Genomic DNA, 21192 nt, shown 5'->3' with positions numbered 1-21192 from the left:
GAACTCAGCGGCAGGCCATGACGCCGAGTCTGATTCCGGTCGAAAATTTCAAATAAAAGCCCGCCGCGTAACTGCCGACAATCGATCTAGGCAGTTAGGGGTAATACGGAATCTGGAGAAAATGGACTTCGATGAGCTCGTCGCTGTTATTTTTGACGAGTCGTATGAAGTTGTTGTGGCTGTATCCATCCCTCACGTCGTAATCGCGGACTACAGCATCTATCGGCGCATGTTAACGGCCATATATGACCGTTTCTTCCGCTCACCAACCCCGGTCCCTAACCAAACGCCAGCCCTACATCGAGCGCTCGGGGTCGTTGCTGAGGTTGCGCTGTGTGGCGTTTTGCGCCGGGGTTGGTTTCCGAGTAGAAGACGGCGGCCAGGTCGGTTCTCCCCGCTCTTCAATCACCGACGCCTTGGTATAGAAGCGTGGTGTGAGGAGAACGCATTCCTGGATTTCACACCGCTCCGTTTGCACGCAATGGAACGAGCCAACACCCGCCTCATGTTCTATCGTTAGCCGTCACCAAGGCCGCAAAGCGTAGCGCACGGAGCAAACATGGTCAGTGTCGAGTTCCTTCTCACTTCCCTCATCGTTGTGCTCATCCCCGGCACGGGCGTCATCTATACCGTCTCCACAGGGCTTACTCAGGGACGCCGAGCCAGTGTCTACGCCGCGTTGGGGTGCACTGCCGGAATAGTGCCGCACCTTCTTGCCACCGTGCTCGGCCTGGCAGCCGTCATGCACACCAGTGCCTTGGCGTTCCAGGTGCTGAAGTACGCAGGCGTCGCGTACCTCTTTTACGTCGCCTACGTCACTTGGCGCGACCGTTCCGCCTTCGCCGTCGATGGCACCTTGTCGAAGGTCTCTGCCGTGGAGCTGGTCATCAAGGCCTTCCTACTGAACATCCTCAACCCCAAGCTCACCATCTTCTTTCTCGCGTTCCTGCCTCAGTTCATCGAGCCCAATACGGCCCGGCCGCTGTTGCAGCTGCTGTTCCTCAGCGGGGTGTTCATGGCCATGACTTTCACTGTCTTCGTCATCTATGGGCTCGTTGCCCATGCGTTCCGCCGGATGGTTATCGAGTCCACCACCGTGCAGCGGTGGCTTCGCTACAGTTTCTCCGCCGCTTTTGCCTGTCTCGGAGCCAAGCTCGCCCTCAGCGAGAAATAACCCGCCCATCTCAAACGTCAGGATATACGACACGTTCTCGTTCGAACGTTAGCCGTTTAAGGAATACCGCACATGTCCATCGAACTCTGGTTTGCCTTCGCCGCCGCGTCTGCGCTCCTGCTGATCATCCCGGGCCCAACCATTCTCACGGTCATCAGCTACTCCATGGCTCATGGGCGGCGAGCCAATGTGCCGCTCGTTGCTGCTGTGGCGCTGGGTGACTCAACCGCCTTGCTTGTCTCGCTTCTCGGGCTGGGCGCGTTGCTCGCCACTTCGGCCTTCTGGTTCACCGTCATCAAGTGGGCCGGCGGTCTGTATCTGCTCTATCTTGGCGTCAAGCTCCTGCGCGCAGGTATTTCGGCAACTGAACGGGTCGTACCAGCCGCGCCGGGCTCACGTTGGAAGCTGTTCGCGAACACCTACCTCGTAACCGCGCTGAACCCGAAGGGCATTGTGTTCTTCGTAGCCTTCTTGCCTCAGTTCATAGATCCGAGCGCGGGTGTCACGCAGCAGCTTTGGGTGCTTGCCATCACGTTCGTGGTCATGGCTACGCTCAATGCGACCTTGTACGCGGTCTTTGCTGGCTCGGCTCGAAAGGTGCTGTCTTCGCCACGTGCACAGCGGCGGTTCAATCTGGCTGGCGGGTCCCTTCTGTCCATCGCGGGTGTATGGGCGCTGCTGGCCAAGCGCGCATAAAAAGGCGTGGGTGGACGTGCTTGCCCATCAGGACCGTCGCTTGACGGCTCGGCTTAAGAAGTGCCATGCGCTTGCCACGTCGGGAGCAAGACGATGAAATCACTGCGATTTCTCACGATCATGCTGACGGCCCTCAGCCTGAGCGCGGCGTTCGCCCACCTTCTGGAAATGCCGGCCAAGCTCACCTATAACGGTGCTCAATGGCTTGGCCTGCTACAAACGCTTTATCGACCTATGGAAAGGTCTCCAACGTCAGATTGAAACCAACGGGGTATGTCGGCCATGGGCATCAAATGCCACTCACTCGGCGAAGTCCGCGACAACATCGACAGGGTCGATAGAGAAATAGTGACGTTACTCGCCGAGCGAGGAACGTTCGTCACGCAAGCAGCATCCTTCAAAGCGACGGTGGCTGAAGTAAAAGCCCCTGATCGGGTAGAACAGGTCATCGCGAAGGTCGGCTTGCTTGCGCAAGAGCAGGGGGCAAACCCTCGCGTGGTGGAAAGCGTTTATCGCGCCATGATTGCAGCGTTCATCGAAGCCGAGCTCACAGCTCATTCGTTGCTCGCTGAAAATGATGCACAACGCTGACCTGGGGTTTAAATCGGTTACTGGCAATCGCCTATGGCGCGTCGCCTCCTATGGGAGTTCGCATGAAGGTCAAACGTATCGTGGCCAACGTTTCCGTCGCCGATCCGGCTGTTGCGCATGCATTCTACAAAGACGTTCTGGGGCTTGACCTGGCAATGGATCATGGCTGGATTCGTACCTATACGAGTCCGGCGAACATGACCGCGCAGGTCAGCTTCGCAAGCCAGGGCGGCTCCGGCACGGCTGTCCCGGATCTTTCCATTGAGGTGGATGATTTATCTGACGCCCTGCGTCGTGTTCAGGATGCGGGTATCGCCTTGGAATACGGCCCGGTCATCGAGCCCTGGGGTGTTCGGCGCTTCTATGTCAGGGACCCGATGGGCAAGCTGGTCAATATCCTGCAGCATGAGCGAAACCCGTCAACTCAGATGTGAGTGCGAGGAAGGTATGGCTAGCAGCCGCGACTTCGTGGAATACATCGCTGAACAGGTTGGTCTGGGTGGTCGCCTGACCTATCGAAAGATGTTTGGCGAGTACGCACTCTATCTTGACGGCAAGGTCGTGGCGTTCGCTTGTGACAACAGCCTCTTCGTCAAGCCATCCCAGGCCGCCTCCGATCTTGCGCCCGAGCTGCCACAACGGCCGCCGTATCCCGGCGCGAAGCACTATCCTGTCGCTGACGAGCTGCTGGACGATACCGATGTGCTTCGCCGTCTCATCATTGAAACCGCAGCGCTCATGCCTGCCCCGAAAGCCGCCAAGCCGCGCAAGACTCGTTCGGCCAGGGTAGCCAAGTCGCTCGAGCCCTGACGCAGCATTTCCGGCAGAACAGCAAGGCGCTTCAAGTCTGGCGTCGCTCTGCAAAGTGTTTTCTACAGGCTCTTACTTACGAGGAGATCGTCATGCAGTTTCACCGAGGCAGACTCGTTGACCATATCCACCTACGGGTCGCCGATCTTGACGCCAGCAAAAACTTCTATCGCGCGGTGTTCGCGGCGTTGGGGCACGAGGATGCACTGCAAGAGGGGCCAGGCTTCTTTCACGCCGATGAGTTGTTCGTGGACAAAGCCGATGGCTATATCACCCGGGTTCATCTCGCTTTTCAGGCGCCCGATCGCGAAACGGTGCAACGCTTTCATCTGGCAGCGCTTGCGGCGGGCGGTCGGGATAATGGCGCGCCGGGCGAACGGCCTTATCATCCCGGCTACTTTGGCGCGTTCGTCCTGGATCCTGATGGAAACAATATCGAGGCCGTCTTTCATGGACCGGCCGAGCGCAGTGCGCCCTCGGTGGTGATAACCGCCTGATGATCAGGCGCACCGTTGCGCACTGGGCTGATGACTGAATCGAGTCGGCCCGCGGCTTGATTCGGGGAAACCGGACTCAACCTTGGATCCTGCATGAGTGGAGAAACCGCCAGCCAGAGTCCCGAGTTGCTGCGTCGACTGCTGCGCGCGAAGGATAGGATGGATGCCGCACCGGCCGAGGATTGGCCTGTCTGGCGGTTGGCGCGCGTCAGCTGCATTTCTGGGGCCCATTTCGCACGATCGTTCAAGCAGGCGTTCGGCGTTCCACCACATCGCTACCTGCTCACGCGACGCATCGAGCGAGCCACGACATTGCTGCGAGAAACTGACCTGCCCATCACCGAGATCGCCTATCGCACAGGTTGGCGAAGCCTGGGCACGTTCGGGCGCACCTTCCGCGACATAACCGGCAGGAATCCGGGCGAGATCCGAGCGTACGAGCGGTCCAGGATGCAAGACCCCGGTCGCGTACCCGCCTGTGTCCTCGGCGCAGCGCTGCGACCCGCCCTGACAATGGCAGTTTCGGAGAAGCGACGTCGGAAAGCGGGCGATATAACGGGAGTCCAAGAAAAGGAGGCTCTATGACTCAAGGTATCGAAGTGGCTGGTTTGTACGTTCGTGACCAGGATGAAGCGCTGGCGTTCTATGTCACGAAACTCGGCTTTCGCGTTCACACGGACGTGCGCAACGGTGATTACCGCTGGCTCACGGTACAGCATCCCGATCAGCCGACATTCCAGCTCGGGCTGCTCTTGCCGGGACCGCCGACTCACGATGCGGCGACCGCACAGACACTGCTCGCAATGGTAGCCAAAGGCGCGATGCCGCCCCTCGTGCTGGTTGTCGACGATTGCCGTGAGGCCTACACGCGGATGCGCGACCAGGGTGTGGAATTTACGCAGGAGCCCGAAGATCGGTACGGCAACGTGGATGCCGGTTTCCGTGATCCATCCGGAAACGGATGGAAAATGCTGCAGATGCGCCGCTGAAACAGCGAGCCCCGCACGCTCGGGTGCGGGGCCCGGGGCGTCACACGGTGTGCAGATACCAGTTGTATTCCAGGTCGGAGATCGAGTGTTCGAATTCGGCCAGTTCACTCTCTTTGCAAGCGACGAAGATGTCGATGTACGTGGAGTCGATATAGCGCGCCATGATCTCGCTGTCGTCCAGCTCGCGCAGGGCATCGCGCAGGTTGGTCGGCAGGCTCTGCTCGACCTGCTCGTAGGAGTTGCCCTCGATCGGCTCGTCCGGGGCGATCTTGTTGGTCAATCCGTGGTGAACCCCGGCCAGTACGCCCGCCAGCAGCAGGTAGGGGTTGGCGTCGGCGCCGGCTACACGATGCTCGATGCGCACGGCGTCCGGGCTGTCGGTCGGCACTCGTAGTGCCACGGTGCGGTTGTCCAGACCCCAGCAGGGCGCATTCGGTACGTAGAACTGAGCACCGAACCGGCGGTAAGAGTTGACGTTAGGGCAGAGGAAGGCCATCGACGCGGCCATGGTCTGCTGAATACCGCCAATGGCGTGGCGCAGCGTCTCGCTTTCCAGCGGATTATCGGTGGCGAAGATATTGTTGCCGTTCTTGTCCAGTAGCGAAATGTGCACGTGCAACCCGTTACCGGCCTGGCCCGGGTAGGGCTTGGCCATAAAGGTGGTGTCCATCTCATGGTCGTAGGCAATGTTCTTGATCAGCCGCTTGAGTAGCACCGCATAGTCACACGCCTTGATCGGGTCGGCGACGTGGTGGAGGTTGACCTCGAATTGCGCCGGGGCGCTTTCCTTGACGATGGCATCGGCGGGAATGCCCTGTTCCTTGGCGCCCTCGAGAATGTCCTGCAGGCAATCGACGTATTCGTCCAGGTCATCGATCAGATAGACCTGCGTGGAGTGCGGGCGCTTGCCGGAGATCGGTGAGCGTGGCGGTTGCGGACGGCCGTTCACGTTCTCTTGATCGATCAGGTAGAACTCCAGTTCGAAGGCCGCGCAAATGGTCAGGCCCAGCTCGTCGAACTTGCTCACCACCTGGCGCAGCACCTCACGCGGATCGGCGAAGAACGGCGAGCCGTCGCGCTCGTGCATGGTCATCAGTAGCTGCGCGGTGGGGCGCTTCTGCCAGGGTTCGTTGCTCAGCGTGTTGGGGATGGGGAAGCAGGTTCGGTCGGAATCACCGATGTCCATCCCCAGCCCGGTGCTTTCCACAGTGATGCCATTGATGTCGAGGGCAAACAGCGAGGCGGGGAGGTTGATACCTTTTTCATACACCCGATGCAGGCTGGCGCGCTCGATGCGCTTGCCTCGAACGACACCATTCATGTCTGCGATCAGCAGGTCGACGTATTGGACCTCCGGGTGTTCCTTGAGAAATGCGTTCGCTTCGTTGAGCTGAACGGCACGCGGCGGCGGGAGCATGATGAAGCACCTTAATTGTTAAAAATTTCAATCATCAAATAGCTTGTCTCGGAGTCAATCGAAAAGCCAGGTCGCTGTCAATAGCGCCTCGAAATGCCCCGTCGAGGCCCACAATGGGCGTTTTTGGGGCGGTTCGAGAAAAAATCGCAAAGCGCTTACTCAGCTTTCCGAAGCGGCAACGGTCGGCTATTGTCTATAAAAATGAACAAGACTACTCTCCGACGAGCCCCATCCGGAAAGACGAGTATCCCATGCCTAGCGTGCCATTGATCGGCGTTTCCGCCTGTACCAGGCAGATTGGCCACCACAACTTTCACATTGCCGGCGACAAGTACCTGCGTGCAGTCGCTATCGCGGGTTTGCCGCTGGTCATCCCGGCGCTGGATGATCTCATCGATCCAGCCGCCCTTCTTGATAGCGTAGACGGGCTGTTCCTCACCGGCTCGCCTTCCAACGTCGAACCTCACCGCTATGGCGGACCCGCCAGCGCCGAAGGCACGCCGCACGACCCTTCTCGCGACCAACTGACCCTGCCGCTGATTCGCGCGGCGGTCGAGGCCGGCCTTCCGGTATTTGGAGTCTGCCGCGGGTTTCAGGAGATGAACGTGGCGTTCGGTGGCAGCCTGCATCAGAAGGTGCATGAAGCCGGCCCCTACGCCGATCATCGCGAGCGCGCCGAAGATCCGGTCGAGGTTCAATACGGGCTCAGCCACGACCTGCATGTACAGCCTGGCGGGCTGCTGGAGCGGCTCGGCCTGCCGCCGCGCATCGAGGTCAATTCGGTGCACGGTCAGGGCGTCGAGCGCCTCGGGGGGGGGCTGCGCATCGAAGCGCTGGCGCCCGATGGGCTGATCGAAGCCTTCTCCGTGGAGCATGCGCAAAGCTTCGCACTCGGCGTGCAATGGCATCCGGAATGGAAAGTGCACGACCACCCTTATTATCTGGCGTTGTTCCAAGGCTTTGCCCGAGCATGCCGGGAGCATGCAGAGCGCCGTTAAGCGCAGTTGCACGGTGCCTGTTTCATACATCGAGGTCGTTATGTCCAGCAAGCTCGACCAGCTCACCGGCTGGCTGAAAGAACGCAAGATCACCGAGGTGGAATGCCTGATCAGCGATTTGACCGGCATCGCCCGCGGCAAGATTTCCCCCACCAACAAGTTCCTCGACGAGAAAGGCATGCGCCTGCCGGAGAGCGTGCTGCTGCAGACCGTGACCGGCGATTATGTCGAGGACGACATCTATTACGAGCTGCTCGACCCGGCCGATATCGACATGTTCTGCCGACCCGATCCGGATGCGGTGTTCCTGGTGCCCTGGGCCATCGAACCGACGGCTCAGGTGATTCACGATACCTACGACAAGATGGGCAACCCCATCGAACTCTCGCCACGCAATATCCTGAAGCGCGTCTTGAAGATGTATGCCGACAAAGGCTGGCAGCCTATCGTCGCGCCGGAGATGGAGTTCTACCTGACCAAGCGCTGCGAGGATCCGGATTTGCCGTTCCAGCCGCCAGTCGGCCGCTCGGGCCGCCAGGAGACCGGCCGGCAGTCGTTCTCCATCGATGCGGCCAACGAATTCGACCCGCTGTTCGAAGACATGTACGACTGGTGCGAAGCCCAGGGCCTGGATCTGGACACCCTGATTCATGAGGAAGGCACCGCGCAGATGGAAATCAATTTCCGTCATGGCGAAGCGCTGCATCTGGCCGATCAGATCCTGGTGTTCAAGCGCACCATGCGTGAGGCGGCGCTCAAGCACAACGTCGCGGCTACCTTCATGGCCAAGCCCATGACCGGCGAGCCGGGTAGCGCCATGCATCTGCACCAGAGCGTGATCGACGAGACCGGGCGCAATATCTTTTCCAACAGCGACGGCACCATGAGCCAGCTGTTCCTGCATCACGTCGGCGGCCTGCAGAAGTACATTCCCGAGCTCCTTCCGCTGTTCGCACCCAACGTCAATTCGTTTCGTCGGTTCCTGCCTGACACCTCGGCGCCGGTCAATGTCGAATGGGGTGAGGAGAACCGTACCGTCGGCCTGCGCGTGCCGGATTCAGACCCGCAGAACCGTCGCGTCGAGAACCGTCTGCCGGGGGCTGATGCCAACCCGTACCTGGCCATCGCGGCGAGCTTGCTGTGTGGCTACATCGGCATGGTCGAGGAGTTGCCACCGAGCCAGGCGGTGAAGGGGCGGGGCTATGAACGGCGCAACCTGCGCCTGCCATTGACTCTGGAAGCCGCGCTGGAACGGATGGAGAGCTGTCGGCAACTGGAGAAATACTTGAGCCCGAAATTCATCACCGGCTACGTCGCAGTCAAACGGGCCGAGCAAGAAAATTACCACCGGGTCATCAGTTCCTGGGAGCGCGAATTCCTGATGCTCTCGGTGTAACGGACAGCCGTAGGGTGGATGACGCTTTTTTCATCCACCATGGCTCCGTTCGGTGGACCGCCACCCGGTAGATCGATCAAAGGTGATCCACCCTACGTTTGGCCGAGGCGCAGGGTGGATGAGGTTTTCATCCATCAAACATTACGGATTAAAGAGGTGATCGATGAGCGATTCGCAAACCCTGCAGTGGCAAGCCCTGAGCCGCGACCATCACCTGCCGCCGTTCACCGACTTCAAGGCACTCAACGCCAAGGGCACGCGCATCATCACCCGTGGCGAAGGCGTCTATCTATGGGACAGCGAGGGTCACAAGATCCTCGATGCGATGGCCGGGCTCTGGTGCGTCAATCTGGGTTATGGCCGCGAGGAGCTGGTCGAGGCGGCGACTCGGCAGATGCGCGAGCTGCCCTACTACAACCTGTTTTTCCAGACTGCCCACCCGCCGGCCCTCGCGCTAGCCAAGGCGATTGCCGAAATCGCGCCGGACGGCATGAACCATGTGTTCTTCACCGGCTCGGGTTCGGAAGCCAACGACACCGTGCTGCGTATGGTGCGCCATTACTGGGCGATCAAGGGTCAGCCGCAGAAGAAGGTGGTCATTGGCCGCTGGAATGGCTATCACGGGTCGACCATCGCTGGCGCCAGCCTCGGCGGGATGAAAGCCATGCACGAACAAGGCGATGGTCCGATTCCGGGGATCGAGCACATCGACCAGCCCTACTGGTTCGGTGAGAGCGGCGACATGGAGCCGGAGGAGTTCGGCGCTCGTGTGGCTGAGCAGCTGGAGCAGAAGATTCTCGAGGTGGGTGAGGACAAGGTCGCGGCCTTCATCGCCGAACCGATCCAGGGCGCCGGCGGCGTGATCATTCCGCCGGACAGCTACTGGCCGAAGATTCGCGAGATTCTTGCCCGCTACGACATCCTGTTCATTGCCGACGAAGTGATCTGTGGCTTCGGGCGCACCGGAGAATGGTTCGGCAGCGACTACTACGGCAATGCGCCTGACCTGATGCCGATCGCCAAGGGCCTGACCTCCGGCTACCTGCCGATGGGCGGCGTGGTGGTACGCGACGAAGTGGTGCACACACTCAACGAGGGCGGCGAGTTCTATCACGGCTTTACCTACTCGGGGCACCCGGTAGCCGCGGCGGTGGCGCTGGAGAACATCCGCATCATGCGTGAAGAGAAAATCGTCGAGCAGGTGAAGAGCAAGACGGCACCTTATTTGCAGTCTCGCTGGCGTGAGTTGGTCGAGCATCCGTTGGTGGGCGAGGCGCGTGGCGTCGGCATGCTCGGCGCGCTGGAGTTGGTAAAGAACAAGAAAACCCGTGAGCGTTTCGCTGATCCGGGAGTGGGCATGCTCTGCCGCGAACATTGCTTCCGTAACGGCCTGGTAATGCGGGCGGTAGGCGACACCATGATCATTTCGCCGCCGCTGGTGATAAACGAAGAGCAGATCGACGAGCTGATCGGCAAGGTTCGCCTATGTCTGGATGCGACTGCCAAGGACGCGCTCGGCTGAGCGGGGCGAGGTGCACCGGGCGATGCACACCGGCGCCGGGATGAATGCAACCAATGAGCGTGCCAGCACGCTCAGGTTGTTGAAAAACGGCCCCCGACCTTGCCAGACTGCGCGCGTGCTTTGGCCTGACTTACCGAGGGGTGTGTCGATGCCAGCACTGCCTCAGTTTGCTGCCGGGAAGTGGTGGAAGATGGCACTCATCTTTCCAGCCTGTCCCTAGCCCCGATACTAACGACGACAACAGGAGCTGCACGGATGAAACCCTTTGCCAAGACCCTACTCGCCATGACGCTGGCCGGCGCAGTCGCCGGTGCCGCGCAGGCTGAAGACAAGGTGCTGCACGTCTATAACTGGTCCGACTATATCGCCGAAGACACCTTGGAGAACTTCACCAAGGAAACCGGTATCAAGGTCGTCTACGACGTCTTTGACAGTAACGAAGTGCTGGAAGCCAAGCTGCTCGCCGGCAGCTCAGGCTATGACGTGGTCGTACCGTCCAACCCCTTCCTGGCCAAGCAGATCAAGGCCGGCGTATTCCAGAAGCTCGACAAGAGCCAGCTGCCGAACTGGCAAAACCTCGATGAGGACCTGCTCAAGGCACTGCAACCGAGCGATCCGGGCAACCAGTATTCGGTTCCCTACATGTGGGGCACCATCGGCATTGGCTACAACCCCGAGAAGATCAAGGCCGCGCTCGGTGCGGACGCTCCGGTGGATTCTTGGGACCTGGTATTCAAGCCAGAGAACATGGAAAAGCTGAAGTCGTGCGGGGTGTCCTTCCTTGACTCGCCAACGGAGATCCTGCCGGCCGCATTGCATTATCTGGGCTACAAGCCGGACACCACGAAGTCCGATGAGCTGAAAAAGGCCGAGGAGCTGTTCATGCAGATCCGTCCGAACGTGGCCTACTTCCATTCTTCCAAGTACATCTCGGACCTGGCCAACGGCAACGTCTGCGTCGCCATCGGCTATTCCGGCGATATCTACCAGGCCAAGGCGCGTGCAGAGGAAGCGGGCAATACGGTCACGGTGAAATACAACATTCCGCAGGAAGGCGCGGGCACTTTCTTCGACATGCTGGCCATCCCGGCCGACGCGAAGAATGTCGAGAGTGCGCATGTGTTCCTCAATTACCTGATGAAGCCTGAGGTGATGGCCTCTATTACCGACTACGTGCAGTTCCCCAACGGCAACGCAGCGGCCACCCCGCTGGTGGACGAGGCGATCCGCACGGACCCTGGTATCTACCCGAGCAAGGCTGTCCTGCAGAAGCTCTATACCTTCCCGGACCTGGATCCGAAAACCCAGCGGGCGATGACTCGCAGCTGGACCAAGATCAAGTCCGGTCGTTGATGCACAGCCAACTCGCCAGATCCCCTTGCAGGTCTGGCGGGTTGGCAACAAAACCCTGAAGGAAGCCATGTACGGACCCGCATCTCTGGCTTGCGATCTGCATGCAGTGCCTCCTTTCGAGCGTAGCCGTATCGCTCTTTACGCAGTGCCAGTTGATTTTTAGAGGTTTTTCCAATAAACAGCCCGCCTTTCGCCCGCTGATCGCGCGGCTTGCAACAAGAGGACACTCTCATGCGTTCGACATTGAAGTCGCTTCTTCTAACCGCTGCGGTCAGCGGTGCTGCATCCGCTCAGGCTGCCACGGTGCATATCTACAACTGGTCCGATTACATCGGTGAAACCACTCTGGAAGAATTCGAGAAAGACACTGGCATCAAGCCCGTCTATGACGTCTTCGACTCCAACGAAACCCTCGAGGGCAAACTCCTCGCCGGCCGCACCGGCTACGACGTGGTGGTGCCCTCCAACCATTTCCTCGGCAAGCAGATCCAGGCCGGGGCTTTCCAAAAGCTGGACAAGAGCAAGCTGCCGAACTGGGAGAACCTGGATCCGGCGTTGCTCAAGCAGTTGCAGAAGAACGACCCGGGCAACGCGTACGCGGCGCCTTATCTCTGGGGTACCAACGGCATCGGCTACAACGTCGAGAAAGTGACCGCAGCGCTGGGCGTCGAGAAGGTCGACTCCTGGGCCGTGTTGTTCGAACCGGAAAACGCCAAGAAGCTCGCCGGTTGCGGCATTGCCTTTTTCGACTCGGCCGACGAGATGATTCCGGCGATGCTCAATTATCTGGGGCTGGACCCCAATAGCGAAAACCCGGACGACTACGCCAAGGCCGAAGCCAAACTGCTGGAAGTGCGTCCTTACGTGCGGTATTTCCACTCTTCCAAATACATTTCCGATCTGGCCAATGGAAACATCTGCATCGCTGCCGGTTACTCCGGGGATGTCTTCCAGGCCGCCGCTCGTGCCGATGAGGCCGGCAAAGGCATCGACATCGCCTATGCCATTCCCAAGGAGGGCGGCAATCTCTGGTTCGACATGCTTGCCATTCCGGCCGACGCGCAGAATGTCGACGAAGCCCATGCGTTCATCAACTACCTGCTGAAGCCGGAGGTGATTGCATCCGTCAGCGATTACGTGGGCTATGCCAACCCCAACCCGAAAGCGGACGGGCTCATGGACCAGGAGGTGCGCAATGACCCCGCGGTTTATCCGCCGCAGGAAGTATTGGACCGGTTGTATGTCTCCGCCGAGCTGCCGCAAAAGATCTTGCGTCTTAAAACGCGCAGTTGGAACAAGGTGAAGTCCGGTCAGTAAAAGCCGCGAACAACACGAGCGCGGCGGAGCTGCCGCCGCGTATCGAATCGATATTCCCGGTGCTGTCCGGGCCCATTCTTTTTTCCAATCGGGAGTTCGCGCATGGCCGTTGCCTCCAGCGCCTACAAAAAAGCCCTCACCGGCGAGAGTCAGAACAAACAGGTGCTGCTGAAGATCGACCGCGTCACCAAGAAGTTCGACGAAACGGTGGCCGTCGATGATGTCTCGCTGAGCATCCATCAGGGCGAAATCTTCGCTCTGCTGGGCGGTTCCGGCTCGGGCAAGTCGACCTTGCTGCGCATGCTGGCGGGTTTCGAGCGACCGACCGAAGGGCGGATTTTTCTCGACGGTCAGGACATCACCGACATGCCGCCTTACGAGCGGCCGATCAACATGATGTTCCAGTCCTATGCACTGTTCCCGCACATGACGGTTGCGCAGAATATTGCCTTCGGCCTCAAGCAGGACGGACTGCCCAAGGATGAGGTGCAGGCGCGCGTCGATGAGATGCTGACCTTGGTGCAGATGAGTCAGTACGCCAAGCGCAAGCCGCATCAGCTGTCCGGCGGCCAGCGTCAGCGCGTCGCCCTGGCCCGCTCGCTGGCCAAGCGGCCCAAGCTGTTGCTGCTCGACGAGCCCATGGGCGCGCTGGACAAGAAGCTGCGCTCGCAGATGCAGCTGGAACTGGTGCAGATCATCGAGCGGGTCGGCGTGACCTGCGTGATGGTCACCCACGATCAGGAAGAGGCCATGACCATGGCCGAACGTATCGCCATCATGCACCTGGGCTGGATCGCCCAGGTCGGCAGTCCGATGGATATCTACGAGACTCCGGCAAGCCGGCTGGTCTGTGAGTTCATAGGCAATGTCAACCTGTTCGAGGGCGAGCTGATCGAAGACGTGGAAGATCACGCCGTCATCGCCTCTCCCGGTCTGGAGAATCCGATCTACGTCGGGCATGGCATCAGCACCCGTGCGCAGGACAAACAGATTACCTATGCCATTCGTCCAGAGAAGCTGCTGATCGGCACCGAACTCCCTGAGCTGCAGCGGCCGGGCTACAACTGGGCCAAGGGCGTGGTGCACGACATCGCCTATCTGGGCGGGCATTCGGTCTACTACATCAAGCTCTCGTCGGGGATGATCGTGCAGGCTTTTCTCGCCAACGCCGAACGCCACGTGAAATGGCCGACATGGGAGGAAGAAGTGTTCGTCTATTGGTGGGACGACAGCGGCGTGGTACTGCAGGCATGAACCGCTCACGCTTGAATACCGGGCGCCGACTGGTCATCGGCGTACCCTTCATCTGGCTGATGCTGTTTTTCCTGCTGCCGTTCGCCATCGTGCTGAAGATCAGCTTTGCCGAGGCGGACGTGGCGATCCCTCCCTATACGGAGATATTCACCTACGCCGAGCAACAGCTGCAGCTGGTGATCAACCTCGGCAACTACATTTTCCTCAGCGAGGATGACCTGTACTGGGCGGCCTACGCCGGCTCGCTGCGCATCGCCTTCTTCAGCACCCTGATCTGTCTGGCGGTCGGCTATCCCATGGCCTACGCCATCGCCCGGGCGCGCAAGGATCTACAGACGGTCCTGTTGCTGCTGATCATGATGCCCACCTGGACGGCGATTCTGATCCGGGTCTACGCCTGGATGGGCATTCTCAGCAGCAACGGCATCCTCAATGGCCTGCTGTTGGGAATGGGGCTGATCGACGAGCCGCTGCGCATCCTCAACACCGATCTGGCGGTGTACATCGGAGTGGTCTATTCCTACCTGCCGTTCATGATCCTGCCGCTCTACGCCAACCTGGTGAAGCATGACACGAGCCTGCTCGAGGCGGCCTCGGACCTCGGCGCCAGCAATCTGAAAGCGTTCTGGAAGATCACCGTGCCGCTGTCGAAGAACGGCATCATCGCCGGCTGCATGCTGGTGTTCATCCCGGTGGTGGGCGAATTCGTGATCCCCGAGCTGCTCGGTGGTCCGGAAACGCTGATGATCGGCAAGGTACTCTGGCAGGAGTTCTTCAACAACCGTGACTGGCCGGTGGCGTCCGCCCTGGCGGTGGTGATGCTGGCGATCCTGCTGGTGCCGATCATTCTGTTCAACCGCAACCAAGCCAAAGAGCTTGAGGGCAAGCTATGACTCACCTAACTAGCTGGCTGCCCTGTTCAACCGGCACTCTACCCACAAGCATGGCGAAAGAGTTGGAGGGCAAGCTATGAAGCGCTACAGCTTTTCCAACCTGATCCTGGTCCTCGGGCTGCTGTTCATCTATTTGCCGATGGTGTTGCTGGTTATTTACTCGTTCAACGCCTCGCGGCTGGTGACGGTGTGGGGTGGCTGGTCGCTGAAGTGGTATGCGGGGCTGCTGGACAATAGCCAGCTGATGGGGGCTGTGATGCGCTCGCTGGAGATTGCGCTCTACACGGCAGTCACAGCAGTGGCACTGGGCACCATGGCGGCGTTCGTACTGACTCGGATTCCCAACTTCCGCGGCCGCACGTTATTCGGTGGCCTGGTGACGGCACCGCTGGTAATGCCCGAAGTGATCACCGGTCTGTCGCTGCTGCTGTTGTTCGTGGCGATGGCCCAATTGATCGGTTGGCCGGCGCAGCGGGGTATCACGACCATCTGGATCGCGCACACCACCTTCTGCTCGGCTTATGTCGCGGTGGTCGTGATGGCGCGGCTGCGCGAGCTCGACCAGTCCATCGAGGAGGCGGCGATGGACCTTGGCGCACGGCCCTGGAAGGTGTTCTTCCTGATCACCATACCGATGATTGCACCATCGCTGGCAGCTGGCGGGATGCTCTCGTTCGCGCTGTCACTGGATGATCTGGTCCTGGCCAGCTTCGTCTCCGGGCCGGGTTCGACCACGCTGCCGATGGAAATCTTCTCTGCGGTCCGACTCGGCGTGAAGCCCGAGATCAATGCCGTGGCGAGCCTGATTTTGTTGGTGGTGTCGCTGGCAACCTTCATTGCCTGGTACGTCAGCCGCCGCGCCGAGAAGCGTCGCGTGCGCGCGATGCGGCAGGCCATGGACGAGGGCGCCAAGCAGAACTGGCAACCAGCCACCAGCAACGTGGCGACGCCGCCCTCGGCGCATAGCTGATCGGTAGGCCGGTCGGCCGGAATGCCTGGCCACGGCAGGTTGGCTACCGTAGCGGTATCTCAGCCCTCCGGCAGGTAACCGTTCCAGTCACAGAAGCAGCCCACCGCGAGCGAGTGCGTGGCGTTGACCTGCCGGCCGGCCAGCACCGCTTCGAGGATCGGCTCGATGAAGCTGTTGCTGGAATTGCACACCGCCCCTTCGCTATAGGGGCCGATGTACACCAACCGGCCACTGGCATCCCAGATGCCCACGGCCGGGCTGGCCGGCAGGTCTTCCGCGCCCGGCAACGCGGTGAGGGTCTGCAGGCCGGCCAGCTGTTCCGGCAGACGACCGTGGCTTCCCGGTTTTTGCAGTGCGTAAAAACTGACGCCTCGGGCGCCGAAGCGCTGTACCAGCTCGGCCAGATGTTGCTGGTTGCCGGCGTTGCAGGGGCAGGCGGGATCCCAGAAATGCACCAAGCGGATCGGCCCGGCTCCTTTCAAGGCCTCGGGCAATGCCAGCTTTTCGCCTGAGAACAGCGCCGCACGTTCGCTTTCGAAGGGCCTCAGATAACGCGCTTCGAACCACCGGAAGGCGGCCAGCATGGCGCCGCCCCAGAGCAGCGCGACGAGTGCGGCGATCAGATATTTGTTGCGGACGGACATGACGGCACTCTTCAGCGGATACGCATCAGGGAATACGCCAGCTTGCCACGTCGCGTTGCAGAGCTGAATATTCCGTTCAATTCGAGCTAGAAATCCTGTCATGCCCTCGCGAATCGATCCCGACACCCTCCGCGCACAGCTGAAACCGCTCAGTCATGATGGCGAGCTTTCCTCGCAAGCCCGCTTTTATCAGGCGTATTACGGTCTGGATCTACCCCAGCATGCCAACGTGCAACGCCGGCTGGGGTGCTTTGCGGTGCACGGCTACAAGGTGGTCGCGCAGGCGTGGTATCCCGAACAGCCGGTGGCGACGCTGCTGATCCTGCACGGTTACTACGACCACATGGGCCTCTACCGGCATGTGGTGGACTGGGGCCTGCGCATGGGGTTCGCGGTACTCGCCTGCGACCTCCCGGGGCATGGACTGTCCAGCGGGCCGCGCGCCAGTATCAATGAGTTCGATGAGTATCAGACGGTTCTGCAGGGGCTGCTGCATGAGGCCGCCGCGTTGCGATTACCTCAGCCGTGGCATCTGCTGGGACAAAGCACTGGCGCCGCAATCGTGCTGGATTATCTGCTCAGCCATCCACGGCAACCGCAGCTGGGTCGCGGTATTCTCCTGGCGCCGCTGGTGCGACCGCGCGCCTGGGGTTGGTCCAGAATGAGCTACGAAGTCATGCGCCGTTTCGTCAAACAGATCCCCCGGCGCTTCAGTGAGAACTCGGGCGATCCGGCGTTTCTCGACTTCATTCAATCGAACGACCCGCTGCAGCCGGATATTCTGCCCACTGCCTGGGTCGGCGCGCTGTCGCGTTGGATCCCGCGAATCGAAGGCGCACCGCGTAGCCCGCACAGTCCGATCATCATTCAGGGGGACGCTGACATGACCGTCGACTGGCAGCACAACCTACCAGTGCTCGAGCGTAAGTTCAGCGAGCCGGAGATCCTGCGCCTCCCAGAGGCGCGTCATCATCTGGTCAACGAACGCGAAGCCATACGCGACGCGTACTTCGATTTTCTCAGCGAACGGCTGCGATAACCTCAGCCCTAGCGCGCGGCGCCCGCTTGTGCCTAGACCGCGCTGCCGCTCATGCCGACCGCGAGACCTGCTCGCAGGGCTTGTAGCGCGGCCTGGTAGTAGCGCTGGCCGGCTTCTGACTGGGCGAACTCGACGAATTTCTCCAGCTCGACGTCGGACAGGTCGCGATAGATATACAGCAGGGTATTGTCCAGATCGCTCTCGACCTGTTGCTGCAAGCGTTCGCGCTGGCTATCCAGCAGTCCCTGTGCCTGATCGCCGCCTAACAGCCCGGGAATCATCTGGCTGAGACTGTCGGCTGCGACCCCCGCCAGCGCCAGGCTCACCTCGGCCCCGGCTTCGGCGGCCGGTAACGCCTGGGCCAGGTGGCGAATCAACAGCTGCCGATTGCTGCCGGCCTCCATTCGCGGCAAACCATTTTCATAGCGGGCCAGCTGCTCGCGTCGGCCGGCCAATGTTTCGGCTGCGACTACCTTGTGGCCCAGCGTCGACTGGAAGAAATCCAGCGCTGGTTGAGGATCCGGCAGGTTCTGGCGCAGTGCGCGCTGGGCACGCTGGTCGATGGCATTAGCGGCGAAGCGTCGGTTGCTGTTGGTCACCAGGGCCTGATAGACCGCCGGCGGGAGGCTGTTCTTGTAGCGCTGCTGGGCGGCGGTCAGGGCATCGGAAAAATTGGCGCGTTGTTCGGTCCAGCCCGCGGCCTCGTAAAGTTCATCGTAGCTATCGGCCAGCGTGTTCAGGCTGAAGGCGAGTAATACACAAGCGATAAGGGCGCGCATGGAAGCTCCTCTGTGGCGGGCGGTTTATTTTCAGCGCCGCGACCCGGGCTTGTCGAGGAGCGAAAGCACTGCTGCTAGACTCAGCCGCTGTTTCCCTGCGGGCCCACCGAGGCCGAAGGGAAGCGTCATCCTGACCCGTTGGAGTCACTTTCCTTGCCGTTCTCTACGATCATCGACGACCTGGCCGCACGCGGCTGGTCGCTGCAGAGTTCATTCCTGTCCAGTGATGTGACCCGAAAGCTGGCCGACGAGTGCCGCAGACGCTATGCCGAAGGGGCGCTGGCGCCCGCCGGTGTCGGCCGAGGCGAGGAGCAGGCGGTGCGCGAAGGCATTCGCGGCGACCACATTCACTGGCTGGAAGAGGGGCAGGCGGAGGTCTGCGATGCCTACCTGGCATTGATGGACGAGCTGCGGCAGACGCTCAATCGCGAGCTGTTCCTCGGCCTGGAAGAATTCGAATGCCACTTCGCGCTCTATCCGCCCGGTGCTTTTTATCAGACCCATCTGGATCGTTTCCGTGATGACGACAGCCGCTGCGTAAGCGCGGTGCTCTATCTGAATCCGGATTGGCAACCGACTGATGGCGGCGAGCTGCGCATGCATTTCGCCGACGGTTCCAGCCTCGACATTGCACCGCTGGCTGGCAATCTGCTGATGTTTCTATCCGGCGACTTCCCTCACGAGGTGTTGGTTACCCAGACTGACCGACTGTCACTGACCGGCTGGTTTCGCCGACGTCCGGTAGATGTGCTGGCGCTTTGAAACCTGAATAGCTGCGACGACAGATAAAAAAGCCCGGCACAGGGGCCGGGCTTAAGGCAAAGCTTGCGTTGGGGTGTCACATCCCCAGCAGGTTCGGCAGGCCGAGGGATATCACCGGCACGTAGGTGATAATCATCAGGAAGCTCAGCAGCAGCGCCAACCACGGCAGCACCGCCCGGATCACCTGAGTCACCGGCATGCCGGTCACGGCTGAGGCGACGAACAGGTTCAGACCCACCGGCGGGGTGATCAGGCCGATCTCCATGTTCACCACCATGATGATGCCCAGGTGGATCGGGTCGATACCCAGTTGCACGGCGATCGGGAACAGGATCGGTGCCAGGATCAGGATGATCGCCGAGGGCTCCATGAAGGCGCCGGCGATCAGCAGCACGATGTTCACCACCAGCAGGAACATCCACGGTTGCAGGCCGGCCTCGAGCACCATGGCGGTGATCTGCTGCGGAATCTGTTCGGTGGTCAACACATGCGCGAAGAGCATGGCGTTGGCGATGATGAACATCAGCATGATGGTGAGCTTGCCCGACTCCAGCAGCACCTTCGGGCAGTCGCGAAAGCTGATGTCCTTATAGACGAACAGCGCGATGAAGGCCGAATACACCGCCGCCACGGCTGCTGCTTCAGTCGGGGTGAACATGCCCGAGTAGATGCCGCCGAGGATGATCACCATCAGCAGCAGGCCCCACAGCGCCTTGCGGGCCGACGACAGCCATTGGCGCAGAGTCGCGCGCGGCATGGCGGGCAGGTTCTTTTTCACCGCGACGATGTAGATCGCTACCATCAGCCCGACGCCCAGCAGAATGCCAGGAACCACACCGGCCATGAACAGCTTGCCTACCGAGGTTTCGGTGGCCGCGGCGTACACCACCATGACGATCGATGGCGGGATCAGAATGCCCAGGGTACCGGCATTACATACGATGCCGGCGCCGAAGGCCTGGGGGTAGCCGGAGCGGACCATGCCGGCGATGGCGATGGAGCCGACCGCCGCCACGGTAGCCGGCGACGAACCGGACAGGGCCGCGAACAGCATGCACGCCAGTACCGCGCCGATGGCCAGACCGCCACGGATGTGGCCGACGGTCGCGTTGGCGAAGTCGATGAGACGCTTGGCCACGCCGCCGGTGGTCATGAAGGCGCCAGCGAGCAGGAAGAACGGAATCGCCAGCAGGGTGTAATGCTCGGAGGTCTCGAACAGCTTGATCGCCAGTGAGCGCACCGAATCGGGGCTGAAGAAGAAGATGGTCAGCGAACCGGCCAGGCCAAGGGAAATGGCCACCGGCACACCGATGAACATCAGCACGAAGAGCGCCAGGAAGAGGAACAGGATAGTCATTACTTCGGCTCCTCTTCACCGAGCTTGGCCGCTTCGGCCGCTTCGTCTGCAAGGCCTAGGCCGGTTTGTTCGTTGCGCAGGATGCGCACGAAAATTTCGGCAAAACGGATGAAGACCAGGGCGAATCCGATCGGCACGATCATGCCGATGTGCCACTGTTTGACGCCGAAATGGCCCAGATCTTCGGCACCGATGTTGGCGGTGAACAGGGCCTGGATCCACTCGAAGCTGGCCACAGTCAGTAGACCGGCGTAGCCCAGGCAGACCAGGCAGGCGATCACGCCGATGTAGCGCTGTACGTGGCGCGGGGCCAGCTTAACCAGCGCATCGACCCCGATGTGCCCGGCAGTGCGTACACCGTAGGCGAGGCCAGAGAAGATCAGCCAGGCGAAGAGGGCCTTGGTCAGCGCGGTGCTCCAGGTCATCGCCTGGGCCAAACCGATGATGAAGTCGCCGAGTGCGAAGAAGAAATCACTGGCCGCCTCAAAGGTGTCACCAAGGCTGTAGAAAACGGTATAGAGGTTGTTCAGGACCACATAAACGAAGGTCACCAGAGTCATGGCGGCCAACAGGAAGGCAATGAATCCTTCCTCGAAATGGTCCCAGACCCGCCAGAGGGCGTTCATGGATGACATCTCCCGATGGAATGCGTTGTTTCGACAGGCGTACGGAACGTGCGCCATGAACCGGTCTGGTAACCGGATGATGACAGAGCAATGAAAAATGTTGTTCTA

At 60.5% G+C, this 21192-nt stretch carries 24 protein-coding genes; 19 read left to right on the top strand and 5 right to left on the bottom strand.

Annotated features, from left to right (window positions below; all coding sequences use genetic code 11):
• Positions 1–559: 559 nt before the first annotated feature.
• The 9 genes from MCB86_RS14895 (at position 560) to MCB86_RS14855 (ending at position 4757) form a co-directional block, all read left to right on the top strand.
• Complete coding sequence (locus MCB86_RS14895; protein ID WP_045164248.1) at positions 560–1174, top strand: LysE family translocator; 615 nt, start codon at positions 560–562, stop codon at positions 1172–1174.
• A gap of 72 nt (positions 1175–1246) precedes the next feature.
• Positions 1247–1870, top strand: coding sequence for a LysE family translocator (locus MCB86_RS14890; protein WP_239611362.1), 624 nt, complete (start codon positions 1247–1249; stop codon positions 1868–1870).
• Between the two features lie 93 nt (positions 1871–1963).
• Positions 1964–2131 (top strand): hypothetical protein, encoded by a 168-nt coding sequence (locus MCB86_RS14885; RefSeq protein ID WP_239611361.1) that lies wholly within the window; start codon positions 1964–1966, stop codon positions 2129–2131.
• A gap of 21 nt (positions 2132–2152) precedes the next feature.
• On the top strand, positions 2153–2461 hold the full coding sequence (locus tag MCB86_RS14880) for a chorismate mutase (protein ID WP_239611360.1): 309 nt from the start codon (positions 2153–2155) through the stop codon (positions 2459–2461).
• A gap of 62 nt (positions 2462–2523) precedes the next feature.
• Positions 2524–2895 carry a VOC family protein gene (locus MCB86_RS14875; RefSeq protein ID WP_239611359.1) on the top strand — a complete coding sequence of 124 codons (372 nt, stop codon included), beginning with the start codon at positions 2524–2526 and terminating at the stop codon, positions 2893–2895.
• Positions 2896–2929: 34 nt separating this feature from the next.
• On the top strand, positions 2930–3271 hold the full coding sequence (locus MCB86_RS14870) for a TfoX/Sxy family protein (RefSeq protein WP_239611358.1): 342 nt from the start codon (positions 2930–2932) through the stop codon (positions 3269–3271).
• A 92-nt stretch (positions 3272–3363) separates the two neighbouring features.
• A complete protein-coding gene (locus tag MCB86_RS14865; protein WP_239611357.1) occupies positions 3364–3768 on the top strand; it encodes a VOC family protein in 405 nt (134 codons plus the stop codon).
• 93 nt (positions 3769–3861) lie between these two features.
• Complete coding sequence (locus MCB86_RS14860; RefSeq protein WP_239611356.1) at positions 3862–4353, top strand: AraC family transcriptional regulator; 492 nt, start codon at positions 3862–3864, stop codon at positions 4351–4353.
• Positions 4350–4757 carry a VOC family protein gene (locus MCB86_RS14855; protein WP_239611355.1) on the top strand — a complete coding sequence of 136 codons (408 nt, stop codon included), beginning with the start codon at positions 4350–4352 and terminating at the stop codon, positions 4755–4757. The genes MCB86_RS14860 and MCB86_RS14855 overlap by 4 nt, the downstream gene beginning before the upstream one ends.
• A 40-nt stretch (positions 4758–4797) precedes the next feature.
• On the opposite strand, the gene MCB86_RS14850 is transcribed toward MCB86_RS14855, so the two are convergent.
• On the bottom strand, positions 4798–6174 hold the full coding sequence (locus MCB86_RS14850; protein WP_045164240.1) for a glutamine synthetase family protein: 1377 nt from the start codon (positions 6172–6174) through the stop codon (positions 4798–4800).
• A gap of 251 nt (positions 6175–6425) precedes the next feature.
• Between MCB86_RS14850 and MCB86_RS14845 the strand changes: the two genes are divergently transcribed.
• The 8 genes from MCB86_RS14845 (at position 6426) to MCB86_RS14810 (ending at position 15877) form a co-directional block, all read left to right on the top strand.
• Entirely contained in the window at positions 6426–7172 is a 747-nt protein-coding gene (locus MCB86_RS14845) for a gamma-glutamyl-gamma-aminobutyrate hydrolase family protein (RefSeq protein ID WP_239611354.1), read from the top strand.
• 40 nt (positions 7173–7212) lie between these two features.
• On the top strand, positions 7213–8568 hold the full coding sequence (locus MCB86_RS14840; protein WP_239611353.1) for a glutamine synthetase family protein: 1356 nt from the start codon (positions 7213–7215) through the stop codon (positions 8566–8568).
• Positions 8569–8731: 163 nt separating this feature from the next.
• Positions 8732–10090: an aspartate aminotransferase family protein gene (locus tag MCB86_RS14835; RefSeq protein ID WP_239611352.1), complete on the top strand. Its 1359-nt coding sequence runs from the start codon at positions 8732–8734 to the stop codon at positions 10088–10090.
• Positions 10091–10345: 255 nt separating this feature from the next.
• Positions 10346–11443: a polyamine ABC transporter substrate-binding protein gene (locus tag MCB86_RS14830; protein ID WP_239611351.1), complete on the top strand. Its 1098-nt coding sequence runs from the start codon at positions 10346–10348 to the stop codon at positions 11441–11443.
• Positions 11444–11674: 231 nt separating this feature from the next.
• Positions 11675–12760 (top strand): polyamine ABC transporter substrate-binding protein, encoded by a 1086-nt coding sequence (locus MCB86_RS14825; RefSeq protein ID WP_239611350.1) that lies wholly within the window; start codon positions 11675–11677, stop codon positions 12758–12760.
• 102 nt (positions 12761–12862) lie between these two features.
• Positions 12863–14014, top strand: coding sequence for a polyamine ABC transporter ATP-binding protein (potA, locus tag MCB86_RS14820; protein ID WP_045164234.1), 1152 nt, complete (start codon positions 12863–12865; stop codon positions 14012–14014).
• An 11-nt stretch (positions 14015–14025) separates the two neighbouring features.
• A complete protein-coding gene (locus MCB86_RS14815) occupies positions 14026–14907 on the top strand; it encodes an ABC transporter permease subunit (protein ID WP_239611601.1) in 882 nt (293 codons plus the stop codon).
• Between the two features lie 76 nt (positions 14908–14983).
• The gene (locus MCB86_RS14810; protein ID WP_045164232.1) at positions 14984–15877 is read left to right on the top strand and encodes an ABC transporter permease subunit; all 894 of its coding nucleotides are present in this window, start codon (positions 14984–14986) and stop codon (positions 15875–15877) included.
• 59 nt (positions 15878–15936) lie between these two features.
• On the opposite strand, the gene MCB86_RS14805 is transcribed toward MCB86_RS14810, so the two are convergent.
• Positions 15937–16521 carry a DUF6436 domain-containing protein gene (locus MCB86_RS14805; RefSeq protein WP_239611349.1) on the bottom strand — a complete coding sequence of 195 codons (585 nt, stop codon included), beginning with the start codon at positions 16519–16521 and terminating at the stop codon, positions 15937–15939.
• Between the two features lie 100 nt (positions 16522–16621).
• Between MCB86_RS14805 and MCB86_RS14800 the strand changes: the two genes are divergently transcribed.
• A complete protein-coding gene (locus MCB86_RS14800) occupies positions 16622–17560 on the top strand; it encodes an alpha/beta hydrolase (RefSeq protein ID WP_239611348.1) in 939 nt (312 codons plus the stop codon).
• A 32-nt stretch (positions 17561–17592) separates the two neighbouring features.
• Here the strand turns inward: MCB86_RS14800 and MCB86_RS14795 are convergent, their stop codons facing one another.
• Positions 17593–18339: a hypothetical protein gene (locus MCB86_RS14795; RefSeq protein WP_239611347.1), complete on the bottom strand. Its 747-nt coding sequence runs from the start codon at positions 18337–18339 to the stop codon at positions 17593–17595.
• A gap of 153 nt (positions 18340–18492) precedes the next feature.
• On the opposite strand from MCB86_RS14795, the gene MCB86_RS14790 reads away from it, so the two are divergent.
• Complete coding sequence (locus MCB86_RS14790; RefSeq protein ID WP_045164228.1) at positions 18493–19101, top strand: 2OG-Fe(II) oxygenase; 609 nt, start codon at positions 18493–18495, stop codon at positions 19099–19101.
• 76 nt (positions 19102–19177) lie between these two features.
• Here MCB86_RS14790 and dctM read toward each other — a convergent pair whose 3' ends face one another.
• Positions 19178–20458, bottom strand: a complete 1281-nt coding sequence (gene dctM / locus MCB86_RS14785) for a C4-dicarboxylate TRAP transporter large permease protein DctM (RefSeq protein WP_045164227.1) — start codon at positions 20456–20458, stop codon at positions 19178–19180.
• On the bottom strand, positions 20458–21084 hold the full coding sequence (locus tag MCB86_RS14780; protein WP_045164226.1) for a TRAP transporter small permease: 627 nt from the start codon (positions 21082–21084) through the stop codon (positions 20458–20460). The genes dctM and MCB86_RS14780 overlap by 1 nt, the downstream gene beginning before the upstream one ends.
• Positions 21085–21192: the final 108 nt, after the last annotated feature.

The sequence above is a fragment of the Pseudomonas sp. KSR10 genome, from assembly GCF_022355455.1.
GTDB classification, from domain to species: domain Bacteria; phylum Pseudomonadota; class Gammaproteobacteria; order Pseudomonadales; family Pseudomonadaceae; genus Stutzerimonas; species Stutzerimonas stutzeri_E.
The sequence above is the reverse complement of the archived record's forward strand: the minus strand, read 5'-3'. Positions and strand labels throughout refer to the sequence as shown.

Coding starts and splice junctions, on each gene's coding strand:
- MCB86_RS14840 (WP_239611353.1), top strand. CDS start 7,213: ATGTCCAGCAAGCTCGACCAGCTCACCGGCTGGCTGAAAGAACGCAAG.
- MCB86_RS14880 (WP_239611360.1), top strand. CDS start 2,153: ATGGGCATCAAATGCCACTCACTCGGCGAAGTCCGCGACAACATCGAC.
- MCB86_RS14805 (WP_239611349.1), bottom strand. CDS start 16,521: ATGTCCGTCCGCAACAAATATCTGATCGCCGCACTCGTCGCGCTGCTC.
- MCB86_RS14865 (WP_239611357.1), top strand. CDS start 3,364: ATGCAGTTTCACCGAGGCAGACTCGTTGACCATATCCACCTACGGGTC.
- MCB86_RS14895 (WP_045164248.1), top strand. CDS start 560: ATGGTCAGTGTCGAGTTCCTTCTCACTTCCCTCATCGTTGTGCTCATC.
- MCB86_RS14810 (WP_045164232.1), top strand. CDS start 14,984: ATGAAGCGCTACAGCTTTTCCAACCTGATCCTGGTCCTCGGGCTGCTG.
- MCB86_RS14835 (WP_239611352.1), top strand. CDS start 8,732: ATGAGCGATTCGCAAACCCTGCAGTGGCAAGCCCTGAGCCGCGACCAT.
- MCB86_RS14780 (WP_045164226.1), bottom strand. CDS start 21,084: ATGAACGCCCTCTGGCGGGTCTGGGACCATTTCGAGGAAGGATTCATT.
- MCB86_RS14855 (WP_239611355.1), top strand. CDS start 4,350: ATGACTCAAGGTATCGAAGTGGCTGGTTTGTACGTTCGTGACCAGGAT.
- MCB86_RS14825 (WP_239611350.1), top strand. CDS start 11,675: ATGCGTTCGACATTGAAGTCGCTTCTTCTAACCGCTGCGGTCAGCGGT.
- MCB86_RS14850 (WP_045164240.1), bottom strand. CDS start 6,174: ATGCTCCCGCCGCCGCGTGCCGTTCAGCTCAACGAAGCGAACGCATTT.
- MCB86_RS14860 (WP_239611356.1), top strand. CDS start 3,862: ATGAGTGGAGAAACCGCCAGCCAGAGTCCCGAGTTGCTGCGTCGACTG.
- MCB86_RS14875 (WP_239611359.1), top strand. CDS start 2,524: ATGAAGGTCAAACGTATCGTGGCCAACGTTTCCGTCGCCGATCCGGCT.
- dctM (WP_045164227.1), bottom strand. CDS start 20,458: ATGACTATCCTGTTCCTCTTCCTGGCGCTCTTCGTGCTGATGTTCATC.
- MCB86_RS14885 (WP_239611361.1), top strand. CDS start 1,964: ATGAAATCACTGCGATTTCTCACGATCATGCTGACGGCCCTCAGCCTG.
- MCB86_RS14795 (WP_239611347.1), bottom strand. CDS start 18,339: ATGCGCGCCCTTATCGCTTGTGTATTACTCGCCTTCAGCCTGAACACG.
- MCB86_RS14830 (WP_239611351.1), top strand. CDS start 10,346: ATGAAACCCTTTGCCAAGACCCTACTCGCCATGACGCTGGCCGGCGCA.
- MCB86_RS14845 (WP_239611354.1), top strand. CDS start 6,426: ATGCCTAGCGTGCCATTGATCGGCGTTTCCGCCTGTACCAGGCAGATT.
- MCB86_RS14890 (WP_239611362.1), top strand. CDS start 1,247: ATGTCCATCGAACTCTGGTTTGCCTTCGCCGCCGCGTCTGCGCTCCTG.
- MCB86_RS14800 (WP_239611348.1), top strand. CDS start 16,622: ATGCCCTCGCGAATCGATCCCGACACCCTCCGCGCACAGCTGAAACCG.
- potA (WP_045164234.1), top strand. CDS start 12,863: ATGGCCGTTGCCTCCAGCGCCTACAAAAAAGCCCTCACCGGCGAGAGT.